Genomic DNA, 15,663 nt, shown 5'->3' on the forward strand with positions numbered 1-15,663 from the left:
CGTCGCAGTCAGTGCAGTACCGAGGTGGTGAAATTGGTAGACACGCTACCTTGAGGTGGTAGTGCTCGAAAGGGCTTACGGGTTCAAGTCCCGTCCTCGGTACCAAATCTTAGTATTACTTGCATTTTATGCATGTTCGGCGTAATATTCGCCACGTTTTCGGACGCGGGGTGGAGCAGCCTGGTAGCTCGTCGGGCTCATAACCCGAAGGTCGTCGGTTCAAATCCGGCCCCCGCAACCACTTTCCCTTAGAGTTCTTTTTCAAATATACTGTGTGCATCGACGGGCGCATAAGCAGCGAATTTTGAAAAAAATTCTTTTGGATGGGCGTCCGGGCCGCAGTGCGGCATACAGGGTCCAGTGATAAAAAGCCCCGAATATTCGGGGTTTTTTGTTATTAGCGAATCGTAATACTGGGCTATAGGCCCTTTTTTTATGTCTTGGGGGTGGGCTTGTCCACATTAGAGCAAAAATTGACAGAGTTGGTATCTGCTCCGGTAGAAGCGCTCGGCTACGAACTGGTCGGAATTGAATTCGTTCGTGGTCGCACATCAACCCTGCGCATCTATATTGATAGTGAAGATGGCATCAATGTTGACGATTGCGCGGACGTCAGCCACCAGGTGAGTGCGGTGATGGATGTGGAAGATCCCATCACGGTGCCTTACCACCTTGAAGTGTCCTCACCGGGGCTCGATCGTCCTCTGTTCACTGCAGAACATTATGCACGCTTTACCGGCGATGAGGTGAGCCTGGTGCTGCGTATGGCCGTTCAAAACCGCCGTAAATGGCAGGGAATCATCAAGTCTGTTGAGGGCGAGATGATAACGGTAAACGTTGAGGGTAACGACGAGGTGTTCGCGCTGAGTAATATTCAGAAAGCGAACCTGGTCCCCCACTTTTAAAAGTCCGGATTGAGGCTAACCAGGATGAACAAAGAGATCTTAGCTGTTGTAGAAGCCGTTTCTAACGAAAAAGCCCTGCCGCGTGAGAAAATCTTCGAAGCGCTGGAGAGCGCGCTGGCGACTGCGACCAAGAAAAAGTACGAGCAGGAAATTGACGTACGCGTCAGCATCGACCGTAAGAGCGGCGATTTCGACACGTTCCGTCGTTGGGAAATCGTAGAGCAGGTTACGCAGCCCACGCGCGAAATTACGCTGGATGCGGCGCGCTACGAAGACGAGTCTCTCAATCTGGGCGAATACGTAGAAGACCAGATTGAATCTGTTACGTTTGACCGTATCACGACGCAGACGGCGAAACAGGTTATCGTACAAAAAGTGCGCGAAGCCGAACGTGCGATGGTGGTGGATCAGTTCCGCGAGCAGGAAGGCGAAATCATCACCGGTGTGGTGAAAAAAGTTAACCGCGACAACATCTCGCTGGACCTGGGCAACAATGCTGAAGCCGTGATCCTGCGTGAAGACATGCTGCCACGTGAAAACTTCCGTCCGGGCGACCGTATCCGCGGCGTTTTGTATGCCGTGCGTCCTGAAGCACGCGGCGCGCAGCTGTTTGTGACGCGTTCTAAACCTGAAATGCTGATCGAACTGTTCCGCATTGAGGTGCCAGAAATTGGCGAAGAAGTCCTTGAAATTAAAGCCGCTGCCCGCGATCCGGGTTCGCGTGCCAAAATTGCAGTAAAAACCAATGACAAACGTATCGATCCCGTTGGTGCCTGTGTGGGTATGCGCGGTGCGCGTGTTCAGGCAGTGTCTAGTGAGCTGGGCGGCGAGCGAATCGATATCGTGCTGTGGGACGACAACCCGGCACAGTTTGTGATTAACGCCATGGCTCCGGCCGATGTGGCGTCAATCGTGGTTGATGAAGATAACCACACGATGGATATCGCTGTTGAGGCTGGCAATCTGGCCCAGGCGATCGGCCGTAATGGCCAAAACGTGCGTCTGGCTTCACAGCTGAGTGGCTGGGAGCTGAACGTGATGACCGTCGATGATCTGCAGGCCAAGCATCAGGCTGAAGCACATGCGGCGATCGATATGTTCACTAAACATCTCGACATCGACGAAGAGTTCGCCACCATTCTGGTGGAAGAGGGCTTCTCAACGTTGGAAGAAATGGCCTATGTGCCAATCAACGAGCTGTTGGAAATTGACGGCCTCGACGAAGAGACCATTGAAGCCCTGCGTGAACGAGCAAAAAATGCGTTAACCACCCTGGCACTGGCAAAAGAAGAGAGCCTGGGTAATCAGGAACCTGCAGAAGACCTCCTGAATCTCGAAGGTCTGGATCGTGCACTGGCTTTCCGTCTGGCATCGAAAGGCGTTTGCACGCTGGAAGATCTCGCCGAGCAAGGTGTTGACGACCTGACGGATATTGAAGGGCTGACTGATGAGCAAGCTGGCGCGCTAATTATGGCCGCACGCAATATCTGCTGGTTCGGCGATGACGCGTAATAACAGGAAGGAACAGCATGACAGATGTAACCGTAAAATCGCTGGCAGCAGAAATTCAGACTTCGGTCGATCGCCTGGTACAGCAGTTTGCTGATGCGGGGATCCCAAAGTCTGAAAATGATGCGGTGACCCAGCACGAGAAAGAAACCTTACTGTCTCACCTGAAGCATGGTCAGGCCGGTTCAGGCAAACTGACATTGCAGCGCAAAACGCGTAGCACCTTGAATATTCCTGGCACCGGGGGTAAAAGTAAGTCGGTGCAAATCGAAGTCCGCAAAAAGCGTACGTACGTGAAAGGTGATGCAGAGTCTGAGCAAGCTCAGGCAGAAGCGGAAGCTGAGGCACAGCGTGAAGCGGAAGAGCAGGCGCAACGCGAGGCCGCTGAACAAGCGCGTCGTGAAGCGGAACAGAAAGCGCAACGTGAAGCCGAAGAGAAAGCCAGGCGCGAAGCCGCTGAAAAGGCCAAGCGTGCAGCAGCGGAAAATGAGAAAGTGACTAATCAACCTACCGACGAAGTGACCAAGGCCGCGCAGTCCGATAAAGCACGTCGTGAAGCGGAAGCCGCCGAACTGAAGCGTAAAGCGGAAGAAGAAGCGCGCCGTAAGCTGGAAGAGGCTGCCCGCCTCGCTGCGGAAGAAGCCCGCCGTTTAGCCGTAGAAAAAGCGGCTGAATGGGAAAAGCCTGAAGAAGAGGATAAGGGCGACTATCACGTCACCACCTCTACGCATGCCCGCCAGGCCGAAGACGAGAACGATCGTCAGGTTGAAGCAGGCCGTGCCCGTACCCGCAGTGCGAAAGCTGCCCGTCCGGTGAAAAAAGGCAACAAGCATTCAGAAGCCAAAACTGACCGCGAAGAAGCGCGTGCGCAGGTTCGTGGCGGTAAAGGCGGTAAGCATCGCAAACCAAGCGCACTGCAGCAGGGCTTCAACAAGCCAGCGCAGGCGGTTAACCGTGATGTCATCATTGGCGAAACCATTACCGTTGCCGAACTGGCTAACAAAATGGCCGTCAAAGGTTCACTGGTCATTAAAGCGATGATGAAAATGGGCGCCATGGCGACCATCAATCAGGTCATCGACCAGGAAACCGCACAGCTGGTTGCCGAAGAAATGGGCCACAAAGTGACCCTTCGTCGTGAGAACGAGCTGGAAGAAGCGGTAATGGACGATCGTGATACCGATGCCGCACAGGAATCCCGTGCGCCGGTCGTGACCATCATGGGCCACGTTGACCACGGTAAAACCTCCCTGTTGGACTATATCCGCTCGACCAAAATCGCCTCTGGCGAAGCGGGCGGTATTACGCAGCACATCGGTGCGTATCACGTCGAAACTGAAAACGGCATGGTAACCTTCCTGGATACCCCGGGCCACGCCGCGTTTACCGCGATGCGTGCACGTGGTGCGCAGGCAACGGATATCGTTATCCTGGTCGTCGCGGCGGATGATGGCGTGATGCCACAGACCGTTGAAGCTATCCAGCACGCCAAAGCGGCGAAAGTGCCGGTAGTGGTTGCGGTGAACAAGTGCGATAAGCCAGAAGCCGATCCGGATCGTGTTAAAAACGAGCTGACGCAGTACGGGATCATCCCCGAAGAGTGGGGCGGCGAAAACATGTTCGTTAACGTCTCTGCGAAAGCGGGTACCGGTATCGATGACCTGTTAAATGCTATCCTGCTGCAGGCTGAAGTCCTTGAGCTGACCGCTATCCGTGAAGGTATGGCGAGCGGCGTGGTGATTGAATCGTTCCTCGACAAAGGTCGTGGTCCGGTTGCCACCGTGCTGGTACGCGAAGGTACGCTGAACAAGGGCGACATCGTTCTGTGCGGCTTCGAATACGGCCGTGTCCGTGCGATGCGTGACGAACTGGGCCGCGAAGTGATGGAAGCGGGTCCTTCAATCCCGGTTGAGATCCTCGGCCTGTCCGGTGTACCGGCAGCGGGTGATGAAGCGACCGTGGTACGTGACGAGAAGAAAGCGCGTGAAGTGGCACTGTATCGTCAGGGCAAATTCCGCGAAGTGAAACTGGCGCGTCAGCAGAAATCTAAGCTGGAAAACATGTTTGCGAACATGACCGAAGGCGAAGTGTCCGAACTGAACATCGTGCTCAAAGCCGACGTACAGGGTTCTGTGGAAGCGATCTCCGACTCCTTGCTGAAACTCTCCACCGACGAAGTGAAGGTGAAGATTGTCGGTTCAGGCGTAGGCGGGATCACCGAAACCGACGCCACGCTGGCAGCGGCATCCAACGCTATCCTGCTGGGCTTCAACGTTCGTGCTGACGCGTCCGCGCGCCGCGTGATCGATGCTGAAAGCCTGGATCTGCGTTACTACTCCGTCATCTATAACCTGATTGACGAAGTGAAAGCCGCGATGAGCGGTATGCTGGCTCCAGAGTACAAACAGCAGATTATCGGTCTGGCTGAAGTGCGTGACGTGTTCAAATCACCGAAATTTGGTGCAGTGGCAGGTTGTATGGTGACGGAAGGCAATATCAAACGTCACAACCCAATCCGCGTACTGCGCGATAACGTGGTGATCTACGAAGGCGAACTGGAATCACTGCGTCGCTTTAAAGATGACGTGAACGAAGTGCGTAACGGCATGGAGTGCGGTATCGGCGTGAAGAACTATAATGACGTTCGTGTCGGCGATATGATCGAAGTCTTCGAAGTGATTGAAGTTAAACGCACTATCGCTTAAGTCTTAGCGTTAATGATGCAATTTGGGAGGCCGCTGGCCTCCCGAATTATTTGGGAGAAATAAAAATGGCGAAAGAATTTGGCCGTCCGCAGCGTGTTTCGCAGGAGCTGCAAAAAGAGATAGCCATGATCCTGCAGCGTGAAATTAAAGATCCACGCCTGGGCATGATGGTGACCGTTTCTGGCGTTGAGGTATCCCGTGACCTCGCTTACGCCAAAGTGTTTGTTACCTTCCTCAATGATAAAGATGAAGAAGCCGTACAAAATGGCCTGAAAGCGTTAAAAGAAGCCTCGGGTTATATCCGCACGCTGCTGGGTAAAGCCATGCGCCTGCGTATCGTGCCGGAACTGACCTTCTTCTACGACAACTCGTTGATCGAAGGGATGCGCATGTCTAACCTCGTCACCAACGTGGTGAAAAAAGACGTTGAGCGTCGTGGTCCTGAAGCCACGGACGATGACGAGGAGGCGTAATGAGTCGTCCTCGTCGTCGCGGTCGCGACGTCCATGGCGTCTTATTGCTGGATAAACCACAAGGGATGTCATCCAACGATGTCCTGCAAAAGGTCAAGCGTATTTTCAACGCTAACCGTGCAGGACATACCGGCGCGCTCGATCCTCTGGCCACCGGCATGTTGCCGATTTGCCTGGGGGAAGCCACCAAGTTTTCTCAGTATCTGCTGGACTCCGATAAGCGCTATCGTGTGATTGCCCGCCTGGGTGAACGCACCGATACCTCCGATGCGGACGGCAATCTGGTGCAGACCCGTCCTGTGACCTTCACTCAGGCAGAACTCGACACGGCGCTGGACAGTTTTCGTGGCGATATCATGCAGGTGCCTTCCATGTTTTCTGCACTGAAACATCAGGGCAGAAAACTGTATGAGTACGCACGTGAAGGCATCACCATCGAACGTGAACCCCGCCCGATTACCGTTTATGCGCTGCAGTTTATTCGCTGGCAGGGCAATGAGCTGGAGCTGGACGTCCACTGTTCCAAAGGTACCTACATTCGCACCATTATTGACGATCTGGGCGAGAAGCTTGGCTGCGGTGCGCACGTCATCATGCTGCGCCGGGTACAGGTTGCCCGTTATCCGTTTGAGAAGATGGTCACACTGGAGCAGCTCCAGGCACTGCAGCATCGCGCCAGTGAGACAGGTGAAGATCTGGCGCAGCACCTTGATCCGCTGCTTCTGCCAATGGACAGCCCGGCGTCCGATTATCCGGCGGTTAACGTCTCATCCGATGTCGCCGCGTACTTTAAGCAGGGCCAGCCGGTTCACGCCAGTCAGGCGCCAGCCCAGGGCTTAGTACGCGTCACCGAAGGTGAAGAGGGCAAATTTATCGGCATGGCTGAAATTGCCGAGGATGGCCGAATTGCCCCCCGCCGTTTAGTGGTGGAGTATCAGAATTAAGTTGTGCGCTTTCCGCGTTGGGCATTTGCGTTGCCCTCTGGCGAAGAGTAGAATGGCGCGGCTTTAAAGCGGGATGCTGAATTAGAGATCGGCGCCCATACATTCATTTAACTGGAGTTTATTATGTCTCTAAGCGTAGAAGCTAAAGCAGAGATCGTTGCTAAATATGGTCGTGGTGCTAACGACAGCGGTTCAACCGAAGTTCAGGTTGCACTGTTGACCGCGCAGATCAGCCATCTGCAGGGCCACTTCTCTGAGCACAAGAAAGACCACCACAGCCGCCGCGGTCTGCTGCGCATGGTATCTCAGCGTCGTAAGCTGCTGGACTACCTGAAGCGTAAAGACGTTGCACGCTACAGCAGCCTGATCGAAAGTCTCGGTCTGCGTCGCTAAGTCTTAAAATCGGGTCGTCAGGGATGCCACTTAAGTGCGCTAAAACCAGACTGGCGATCTGATTTGTGCGAGTTTCATGAAAAGGGGGCCTTTATGGCCCCTTTTTTCGAGCAATGCGCAGCAATCCTGAGCAAACTCATGTATTGTTGTTGGGTGTGATCTTTGTTTGCAGAGGTTCGCGCGGCTAATGAGAGGCTTTTACCGCAGGGGCGGTTAAGGGTTGTCATTAGTCGCGAGGATGCAACGAGGATCGGTAATCAATGGCAGGCTCAATATAGCACTGCCCCGATGTTAAGGACTTTGATTTTGCTTAATCCGATCGTACGCAAATTCCAATATGGTCAACATACCGTCACGCTGGAAACCGGCATGATGGCTCGCCAGGCGACCGCCGCCGTGATGGTGAGCATGGACGATACCGCAGTATTTGTCACCGTTGTTGGTCAGAAAAAAACCAAGCCAGGTCAGGACTTTTTCCCACTGACCGTTAACTATCAGGAGCGTACTTACGCTGCTGGTCGTATCCCAGGTAGCTTCTTCCGTCGTGAAGGTCGCCCAAGCGAAGGCGAAACCCTGATTTCACGTCTGATTGACCGTCCGGTGCGTCCGCTGTTCCCGGAAGGTTTCGTCAACGAAGTGCAGGTTATTGCGACCGTTGTTTCAGTTAACCCACAGGTTCACCCGGACATCGTTGCCATGATCGGTGCTTCTGCAGCCCTGGCGCTGTCAGGTCTGCCTTTCAACGGCCCTATCGGTGCGGCACGCGTAGGTTATATCAATGACCAGTACGTACTGAACCCAACGGCTGATGAGCTGAAAACATCCCGTCTGGACCTGGTGGTTGCCGGTACACAGAACGCCGTTCTGATGGTGGAATCTGAAGCGGAAATCCTGTCTGAAGAGCAGATGCTGGGTGCGGTGGTGTTTGGCCACGATCAGCAGCAGATCGTGATTGAAAACATCAACTCACTGGTTGCCGAAGCGGGCAAACCGCGTTGGGACTGGCAGCCAGAGCAGGCAAATACTGCACTGATTTCACGCGTTGCGGCGCTGGCCGAAACCCGTATCAGCGATGCATACCGCATTACCGATAAGCAAGAGCGTTACACCCAGGTTGGCGTCATTAAAGACGAAACCATTGCTGCGCTTCTGGCAGAAGATGAATCACTCGATGCGGCCGAAATCGGCGATATCGTTCACAGCCTGGAAAAGAATGTGGTTCGTACCCGCATCCTGAACGGCGAGCCACGTATTGATGGCCGTGAAAAAGACATGATCCGTGGTCTGGACGTGCGCACGGGGGTTCTGCCACGTACACACGGTTCCGCACTGTTCACCCGTGGTGAAACACAGGCGCTGGTGACCGCGACGCTGGGCACCACCCGCGATGCGCAGAACCTGGATGAGCTGATGGGCGAACGCACCGACAGCTTCCTGTTCCACTATAACTTCCCTCCGTACTCCGTTGGTGAGACCGGTATGGTGGGCTCGCCTAAGCGTCGTGAAATCGGTCACGGTCGTCTGGCGAAGCGCGGCGTGCTGGCCGTGATGCCTAAAGCTGAAGATTTCCCGTATACCGTGCGTGTGGTTTCTGAAATCACCGAATCTAACGGTTCCTCTTCTATGGCCTCGGTCTGTGGTGCCTCTCTGGCACTGATGGATGCCGGTGTGCCAATCAAGGCCTCTGTTGCGGGTATCGCAATGGGCCTGGTGAAAGAAGACGACAAGTTTGTTGTCCTGTCCGACATCCTGGGTGATGAAGATCATCTGGGCGATATGGACTTTAAAGTCGCCGGTAGCCGCGAAGGTATCACTGCGCTGCAGATGGACATTAAAATCGAAGGCATCACCCGCGAGATCATGCAGGTTGCGCTGAACCAGGCCAAAGGTGCGCGTCTGCACATTCTGGGCGTAATGGAACAGGCTATCAGCACGCCGCGTCAGGAAATCTCTGAGTTCGCACCGCGCATTTACACCATCAAGATCAATTCAGACAAGATCAAAGATGTGATTGGTAAAGGCGGTTCTGTGATCCGTGCGCTGACCGAAGAAACCGGTACAACCATCGAAATCGAAGATGACGGTACCGTGAAAATCGCAGCAACCGATGGTCTGAAAGCGAAAGAAGCGATTCGTCGTATCGAAGAGATCACCGCAGAAATCGAAGTGGGCCGTATCTACAGCGGTAAAGTCACACGTATCGTAGACTTTGGTGCCTTCGTCGCTATCGGCGGTGGTAAAGAAGGTCTGGTGCATATTTCTCAAATCGCCGATAAGCGCGTTGAGAAAGTGACTGACTATCTGCAGATGGGTCAGGAAGTCCCGGTGAAGGTGATGGAAGTCGATCGCCAGGGCCGCGTACGTCTGAGCATCAAAGAAGCGACAGAAACCAAGCCTGAAGCTGTTGCAGCTGAGAGCGCACCTGACGCTGAATAAGTCTTTCCTGATTTGCCTCTCCTTGCCTGGCAGGGAGAGGCTTTTGTGTCATCGCGAGGGCGGGAATCCTTGTGCACAGCAGGCGGATAACAGGATGGTTGTCCCAATGTTTGTATTCGGGAGTGGGAAATGAAGCCTTTTTTGCGCTGGTGTTTTGTTGCGACAGCTTTGACGCTGGCAGGATGCAGCAACTCCAATTGGCGTAAGAACGAAGTTCTTGCAGTACCTTTACAGCCCACACTGCAACAGGAAGTGATTCTGGCTCGCATGGAACAAATTCTTGCCAGTCGAGCCCTTACCGATGATGAACGCGCACAGCTGTTATATGAGCGCGGAGTGTTGTATGATAGTTTGGGTCTGAGGGCATTAGCGCGGAACGATTTTTCGCAAGCGCTGTCTATAAGACCGGATATGCCAGAAGTGTTTAACTATCTTGGTATATACTTAACGCAGGCGGGCAACTTTGATGCCGCCTATGAAGCGTTTGATTCTGTACTTGAGCTTGATCCAACTTACAACTATGCGCATTTAAATCGTGGTATCGCCCTCTATTACGGCGGTCGATACAAGTTAGCGCAAGATGATCTGCTGGCGTTTTATCAAGACGATCCTAACGATCCTTTCCGCAGCTTGTGGCTCTACCTGGTTGAAAGCAGGATGGATGCCGACAAAGCAAAAGTGGCGCTTAAGCAGCGTTACGACAAAGCGGTCAAGGACCAATGGGGATGGAATATTGTCGAGTTCTACCTGGGCGACATCAGCGAAGCAACACTGATGGAACGTCTCAAGGCGGACGCAACGGATAACACCTCGCTCGCTGAACATCTCAGTGAAACCAACTTCTATTTAGGTAAGTATTACCTAAGTCTGGGGGAGAAGGACAACGCAGAAGCGTTGTTCAAACTGGCGGTTGCCAACAACGTGAATAACTTTGTTGAACACCGATACGCATTGTTGGAACTGGCGCAACTCGGCCAGGCACAAGACGATTTATCAGAATCTGACCAGCAATAGCTGACGAACTTTTTTGCCTGTAAAACCTGTCAAGTCATCATCTTCAGGGATGAGGGCTTTTCTGTTCGTCAAAACTTCTAATTTGAGCCGGTTCACACTTTTTGATGAAAATGACTGAAAGTTTTCACGACGAGTTATGTAGACTGGCCGCCGCAATCAACGAGGCACGTGTACTACATGACTGATATTCAAACCACTTTTGCAGAACTTGGCCTGAACGCCGAACTCCTTGAATCACTGAACGGCATGGGCTATGTCAAGCCATCCCCAATCCAGGCTGAGTGTATTCCTCACCTGCTGGCGGGCCGTGACGTATTAGGTATGGCGCAGACCGGGAGTGGTAAAACTGCAGCGTTCTCGCTGCCGCTGTTACACAACATCGATCCAACTGTTAAAGCACCGCAAATTTTGGTGCTGGCACCGACCCGCGAACTGGCGGTGCAGGTAGCTGAAGCTGTTACCGAATTCTCTAAACATATGCGCGGTCTGAACGTGGTTGCCCTTTACGGCGGCCAGCGTTATGACGTGCAGCTGCGCGCCCTGCGCCAGGGACCACAGGTTGTCGTAGGTACTCCAGGCCGTCTGCTGGATCACCTGAAACGTGGCACGTTAGATCTGTCTAACCTGCGTGGTCTGGTGCTGGACGAAGCCGATGAAATGTTACGCATGGGCTTCATCGAAGACGTTGAAACCATCATGGCGCAGATCCCAGAAGGTCATCAGACCGCACTGTTCTCTGCCACCATGCCAGAAGCGATTCGTCGTATTACCAAGCGTTTTATGAAAGATCCGCAGGAAGTGCGCATTCAGTCAAGCATGACTACGCGCCCAGACATCAGCCAGAGTTACTGGACGGCTTACGGCCGTAAAACTGACGCGCTGGTTCGCTTCCTTGAAGCAGAAGACTTCGATGCTGCGATCATTTTCGTGCGGACTAAAAACGCAACGCTGGAGGTGGCTGAAGCGCTGGAGCGCAGCGGTTACAACAGTGCGGCACTGAACGGCGATATGAACCAGGCACTGCGTGAGCAGACGCTGGAGCGCCTGAAAGATGGTCGTCTGGATATCCTGATTGCTACCGACGTTGCGGCCCGTGGCCTGGACGTTGAGCGTATCAGCCTGGTTGTTAACTACGATATTCCGATGGACGCAGAATCTTACGTTCACCGTATCGGCCGTACCGGTCGTGCTGGTCGTGCAGGTCGCGCACTGCTGTTCGTAGAGAACCGCGAACGTCGTCTGCTGCGTAACATCGAACGCACCATGAAGCTGACCATTCCAGAAGTTGAGCTGCCAAATGCAGAACTGCTGGGTCAGCGTCGTCTGGCTAAGTTCGCGGCAAAAGTTCAGCAGCAGCTGGAAAGCAGCGATCTGGAACAGTACCGTGCGCTGCTGGCGAAGATGCAGCCTGAAGAAGAGCTGGATATTGAAACGCTGGCTGCTGCGCTGCTGAAAATGGCACAGGGTGAGCGTCCGCTGATCGTTCCTGCTGATGCACCACGTCCAGCGCGTCGTGAATTCCGTGAGCGTGACGATCGTCGTGAGAGCCGTGATGCACGTGGTCCACGCGAAAGCCGTGATGGCGACCGTCCACGTCGCGAACGTCGTGACGTTGGCGATATGCAACTGTACCGCATTGAAGTGGGCCGTGACGACGGTGTTGAAGTGCGTCACATCGTGGGCGCAATTGCCAACGAAGGCGATATCAGCAGCCGTTACATCGGTAACATCAAACTGTTTGGTACGCACTCCACCATCGAGCTGCCGAAAGGCATGCCAGGTGATGTGCTGCAGCACTTTACCCGTACGCGTATTCTGAACAAGCCAATGAATATGCAGCTGCTGGGTGATGCTCAGCCGCACGAAGGTGGCCGTGGCGAGCGTCGTCCTGGCGCCGGTGCTGGCGAACGTCGTGGCGGCGGTGCACGTCCTGAAGGTCAGGGCCCGCGTCGTTTCTCTTCTGAGCGCCGTGAAGGTGGTCGTGAAGGCGGACGCAGCTTCAACCGCGAAGGCGGTCGTGGTCCACGTCGTGAAGACGGTGCGGCTGCACCACGTCGTCGTGACGCGTAAGCGAGCTAAATCGTCGTAATAAAAAGGGAAGCCTGCGGGCTTCCCTTTTTTTGTCCTGCTTCTGGCTTATCCCAGAAGGGCGGCTGCTGCTTTACAGGCTGCGTGCAGCGTCCATCGCCAGCTTAAACGAGTGCAGACGGGCTTGCGTATCGTAAATCTGACCGTTAACCATTATCTCATCCGCCTGGGTTTCACGCAGCAGTGAAGCCAGTCCGTGACGCACTTTCTCGACATCCCCTACCAGCGACATGCTCAGCGCCTGCTGAACGCCATACTGTTCTGACGGCGACCACAGGCTGTCCATGTTCTGGACCGGGGCAGGCAGCGGGCCCGGCTTGCCGCGGCGCAGATTAATAAACTGCTGCTGCATTGAAGTGAACAGGAAACGCGCGTCGCTTTCGCTGTCAGCGGCAACCACGTTAATGCACACCGTAGCGTACGGCTCGGCGAGACGGGCTGAAGGCGTAAAGTTCTCGCGATAGACATGCAGAGCCTGGAACAGCTGGTCCGGGGCAAAGTGCGAGGCGAAGGCAAACGGCAGTCCCATTTTGGCCGACAGCTGTGCGCTGTAAAGGCTGGAACCCAGCAGCCACACCGGAATTTTCAGGCCTAAACCGGGCACCGGCTGAACAGGTGGCTGCGCGCCGGCTTCCGCATCAAACCAGTCGATCAACTCAGCGACATCGTCCGGGAAGGTATCGGCCTGAATGCCCGACAGGTTGCGGCGCAGGGCCAGCATGGTGCGCTGATCCGAGCCGGGGGCGCGGCCTAATCCCAGATCGATACGGTCGGGATAAAGCGAGGCCAGAGTGCCGAACTGTTCTGCAATCACCAGCGGCGCGTGATTCGGCAACATAATGCCGCCCGAACCCAGACGCAGCGTTGTGGTGTTCGCGGCCAGATAGCCAATCAGCACAGACGTGGCGGCACTGGCAATGCCGGTCATATTATGGTGTTCAGCCAGCCAGTAACGTTCGAATCCCAGGGCTTCAGCCTGACGCGCCAGCGCGAGTGAATGGTGAAACGCATCACGAGGCGTGGCACCCTGAGGAACAGGGGCAAGATCGAGTACGGAGAGGCGAACGCTTTTTTTCTCAGACATGAGTACTCCAGAGTGTATAGCGCAGGTGTCATACCCTGCGCCATCAAGTATTGCGTAACATCCGCCATATTAAAACTTTTTACACTCGCCGTATGTTGCCTGTATGTGCCTTTCAGTCGCCAGCCTGCAAAACCATGCCCGGCAGCTTGCGCCAGTAGCCATTACAGTCCCGATTTTTCGCCAGATCCAGGGGGGCCTGCCCCTCTTCATTTGCGCGGAAACGGTCAATAAGGCTTAAGGTTTCCTCATCCTGAGGTGACAACCGCACGATATCTACATAGTTGTGCATACCAACCAGATCGTTCCCCAGGTTATAGCAGTAACCGCTCAGAGTCTGGATACCGTTCAGGACGAAAACCTGTTGCGATTCCTGTGAGAGGACCCGGCGTCCATGGGGATAATGAATACAGCAGGTTTCGCAGGCATCTTTGGCGCGATTCTCCGAACGTGCTGTAAAGCAGCGGGCTGACAGGGCCAGCGGCAAATGACCATAACCCAGCACCTCCACCTCGAACTGCTGGCGGATGCCCCTTGTCTCACACTGCTGGAGCAGCTCCACTAGCCAGTCGCGCGGCATTTCAACGGGCAAGCACCAGCGCGTCATGCCCTCTTTGACTAAAAGCTGCAGCGTATCGGCGTTATAAACATTGAGCGTGGGCCCCGCAACGAAGGGCAGCTTGCGCTCTGCCGCCATATTCACGGTGCCCAGGTCGTTGGCCTCAATAATAAACTCGCCGTTCTCTACATAGCGCTGTAGCTCTTTGAGCTCAGAAGGGGATTGCAGCAAAGCCAGCGTGCTAATGACCACCTGCTTCCCACGGGCTGACAGCATTCGTGCTAAATCCATCCAGGCGGCAAAAGGCGTGGCGCGTCGCTTGCTGCAGACGGCTTCCCCAAGACAAACAATGTCAGCGCTGCTGTCAGCAGTGAGGTGATAAAAATGTTCCAGCGTGGCGGTGGGCCAGTACCAGAGCACGGGGCCGAGAGAGTATTTCATGGTTTTTCCTCACTGCCAGTCACGATGATAGGCGCCTAAGGTGGTCTGCGTGCCTTCTGACAGGGCCCCCAGCGTTTTCGTCCACTGTTGTGCCACTTCAAAGTTATCCGGCTGAGCTTGACAGCGATCGATAGCCTGACGCCAGACGCGGGCGACATCGGATACGTAGGCAGGGCTGCGCTGACGGCCTTCGATTTTTACGGAGGCAATGCCTGCCCGCATCAGCTCTGGCAACAGTTCAAGCGTATTCAGGCTGGTGGGCTCTTCCAGCACGTGATAGCGCTGGTCGTCAACCTGATAACGGCCTTTGCACAGCGTGGGATAGCCGGCGCTTTCCTCTGCGCGATAGCGATCGATCAGCACGTCATTAAGGCGCACCTCCATGCCGGCCGGTGTTTGTTGCCAGCGAACAAACTTCGCGGGGGAGCAGGCGCCTTTGCTGTTTGGCGATTCACCGGTTAGCCAGGAAGAGAGGTAGCAGCGGCCCTCGGCCATGATGCACAGGCTGCCAAAGGCAAAGACCTCCAGCGGAACAGGTGTACTGCGCGCCAGCTGTTTTACCTGATGAATCGACAGTACGCGCGGCAGTACCACTCGGTGCAAATTGAAATGGCGATGATAAAAACGAATGGCCTCAAGGTTGGTGGCGGAAGCCTGCACTGACAGATGACGTTCGATGTGAGGATAGCGCGCGGTGGCATATTCCAGCGTTGCAATATCCGCCAGGATCAGCGCATCAGCACCGCTGTCTGCCGCCACATCGATAGCCCGCTGCCAGCGCTGCATGCCGTCAGGATGTGCAAAGGTATTGATCGCCACGTGCAGTTTACGGCGATGCTGATGAAGGTAGTACGCCGCTTCGTGCAGTTTCTTATCTGTAAAATTCAATCCTGCAAAGTGACGCGCGTTGGTGTCATCTTTCAGTCCGACATAAACCGCATCGGCGCCATTTTCGACCGCACTTCGTATCGCAGGCAGGTTTCCGGCCGGACACAGCAGCTCCATACTCAATCCTCTCGTGATGCAGATGGGGCACGAGTCTAGTCATGGCGCTTTGGGCAAATGTTGATTTAGGGCAGTGAAACGGTCATTGATGAGATAGCCTGGCTTTTTTT

13 protein-coding genes and 2 tRNA genes are annotated in these 15,663 nt (G+C 54.6%); 12 read left to right on the plus strand and 3 right to left on the minus strand.

Features of this window, described 5'->3' with window-relative positions; all coding sequences use genetic code 11:
* Positions 1-18: 18 nt before the first annotated feature.
* The 12 genes from DFO57_RS07530 to DFO57_RS07585 all read left to right on the plus strand — a co-directional run bounded on the left by DFO57_RS07530 (position 19) and on the right by DFO57_RS07585 (position 12,449).
* Positions 19-105: transfer RNA gene (locus tag DFO57_RS07530), tRNA-Leu, on the plus strand.
* A gap of 59 nt (positions 106-164) precedes the next feature.
* Positions 165-241 (plus strand) — tRNA-Met (locus DFO57_RS07535).
* Between the two features lie 211 nt (positions 242-452).
* On the plus strand, positions 453-905 hold the full coding sequence (gene rimP, locus DFO57_RS07540) for a ribosome maturation factor RimP (RefSeq protein ID WP_006121761.1): 453 nt from the start codon (positions 453-455) through the stop codon (positions 903-905).
* Positions 906-929: 24 nt separating this feature from the next.
* Positions 930-2,417, plus strand: coding sequence for a transcription termination factor NusA (gene nusA / locus DFO57_RS07545; RefSeq protein WP_014595162.1), 1,488 nt, complete (start codon positions 930-932; stop codon positions 2,415-2,417).
* 17 nt (positions 2,418-2,434) lie between these two features.
* The gene (gene infB, locus DFO57_RS07550) at positions 2,435-5,119 is read left to right on the plus strand and encodes a translation initiation factor IF-2 (RefSeq protein ID WP_013024353.1); all 2,685 of its coding nucleotides are present in this window, start codon (positions 2,435-2,437) and stop codon (positions 5,117-5,119) included.
* A gap of 65 nt (positions 5,120-5,184) precedes the next feature.
* Complete coding sequence (rbfA, locus tag DFO57_RS07555) at positions 5,185-5,592, plus strand: 30S ribosome-binding factor RbfA (RefSeq protein ID WP_014606748.1); 408 nt, start codon at positions 5,185-5,187, stop codon at positions 5,590-5,592.
* The gene (truB, locus tag DFO57_RS07560; RefSeq protein WP_015701095.1) at positions 5,592-6,536 is read left to right on the plus strand and encodes a tRNA pseudouridine(55) synthase TruB; all 945 of its coding nucleotides are present in this window, start codon (positions 5,592-5,594) and stop codon (positions 6,534-6,536) included. Before rbfA ends, truB begins: the two co-directional genes overlap by 1 nt.
* A 123-nt stretch (positions 6,537-6,659) precedes the next feature.
* Positions 6,660-6,929 (plus strand): 30S ribosomal protein S15, encoded by a 270-nt coding sequence (gene rpsO, locus DFO57_RS07565; protein ID WP_006121766.1) that lies wholly within the window; start codon positions 6,660-6,662, stop codon positions 6,927-6,929.
* A 306-nt stretch (positions 6,930-7,235) separates the two neighbouring features.
* Positions 7,236-9,365 (plus strand): polyribonucleotide nucleotidyltransferase, encoded by a 2,130-nt coding sequence (gene pnp / locus DFO57_RS07570; protein WP_014606747.1) that lies wholly within the window; start codon positions 7,236-7,238, stop codon positions 9,363-9,365.
* Positions 9,366-9,494: 129 nt separating this feature from the next.
* The gene (gene nlpI, locus DFO57_RS07575) at positions 9,495-10,379 is read left to right on the plus strand and encodes a lipoprotein NlpI (protein WP_013024357.1); all 885 of its coding nucleotides are present in this window, start codon (positions 9,495-9,497) and stop codon (positions 10,377-10,379) included.
* Positions 10,380-10,489: 110 nt separating this feature from the next.
* Positions 10,490-10,564 carry a protein YrbN gene (gene yrbN / locus DFO57_RS23060; protein WP_226374622.1) on the plus strand — a complete coding sequence of 25 codons (75 nt, stop codon included), beginning with the start codon at positions 10,490-10,492 and terminating at the stop codon, positions 10,562-10,564.
* Entirely contained in the window at positions 10,557-12,449 is a 1,893-nt protein-coding gene (locus DFO57_RS07585) for a DEAD/DEAH family ATP-dependent RNA helicase (RefSeq protein ID WP_014595165.1), read from the plus strand. Before yrbN ends, DFO57_RS07585 begins: the two co-directional genes overlap by 8 nt.
* A gap of 91 nt (positions 12,450-12,540) precedes the next feature.
* Here DFO57_RS07585 and DFO57_RS07590 read toward each other — a convergent pair whose 3' ends face one another.
* The 3 genes from DFO57_RS07590 to DFO57_RS07600 all read right to left on the minus strand — a co-directional run bounded on the left by DFO57_RS07590 (position 12,541) and on the right by DFO57_RS07600 (position 15,553).
* The gene (locus DFO57_RS07590; RefSeq protein ID WP_013024359.1) at positions 12,541-13,551 is read right to left on the minus strand and encodes a luciferase-like monooxygenase; all 1,011 of its coding nucleotides are present in this window, start codon (positions 13,549-13,551) and stop codon (positions 12,541-12,543) included.
* A 112-nt stretch (positions 13,552-13,663) separates the two neighbouring features.
* A complete protein-coding gene (locus tag DFO57_RS07595) occupies positions 13,664-14,548 on the minus strand; it encodes a U32 family peptidase (protein WP_013024360.1) in 885 nt (294 codons plus the stop codon).
* A 9-nt stretch (positions 14,549-14,557) separates the two neighbouring features.
* On the minus strand, positions 14,558-15,553 hold the full coding sequence (locus tag DFO57_RS07600; protein WP_014595166.1) for a peptidase U32 family protein: 996 nt from the start codon (positions 15,551-15,553) through the stop codon (positions 14,558-14,560).
* Positions 15,554-15,663 lie beyond the last annotated feature (110 nt).

The sequence above is a fragment of the Pantoea sp. AG702 genome, from assembly GCF_003182295.1.
Lineage (GTDB): Bacteria > Pseudomonadota > Gammaproteobacteria > Enterobacterales > Enterobacteriaceae > Pantoea > Pantoea ananatis.

Bases quoted from the DNA above. Each gene is read 5' to 3' on its own strand.
- nusA (WP_014595162.1), top strand. From the start codon at position 930: ATGAACAAAGAGATCTTAGCTGTTGTAGAAGCCGTTTCTAACGAAAAA.
- infB (WP_013024353.1), top strand. From the start codon at position 2,435: ATGACAGATGTAACCGTAAAATCGCTGGCAGCAGAAATTCAGACTTCG.
- rbfA (WP_014606748.1), top strand. From the start codon at position 5,185: ATGGCGAAAGAATTTGGCCGTCCGCAGCGTGTTTCGCAGGAGCTGCAA.
- truB (WP_015701095.1), top strand. From the start codon at position 5,592: ATGAGTCGTCCTCGTCGTCGCGGTCGCGACGTCCATGGCGTCTTATTG.
- rpsO (WP_006121766.1), top strand. From the start codon at position 6,660: ATGTCTCTAAGCGTAGAAGCTAAAGCAGAGATCGTTGCTAAATATGGT.
- nlpI (WP_013024357.1), top strand. From the start codon at position 9,495: ATGAAGCCTTTTTTGCGCTGGTGTTTTGTTGCGACAGCTTTGACGCTG.
- DFO57_RS07585 (WP_014595165.1), top strand. From the start codon at position 10,557: ATGACTGATATTCAAACCACTTTTGCAGAACTTGGCCTGAACGCCGAA.
- DFO57_RS07590 (WP_013024359.1), bottom strand. From the start codon at position 13,551: ATGTCTGAGAAAAAAAGCGTTCGCCTCTCCGTACTCGATCTTGCCCCT.
- DFO57_RS07595 (WP_013024360.1), bottom strand. From the start codon at position 14,548: ATGAAATACTCTCTCGGCCCCGTGCTCTGGTACTGGCCCACCGCCACG.
- DFO57_RS07600 (WP_014595166.1), bottom strand. From the start codon at position 15,553: ATGGAGCTGCTGTGTCCGGCCGGAAACCTGCCTGCGATACGAAGTGCG.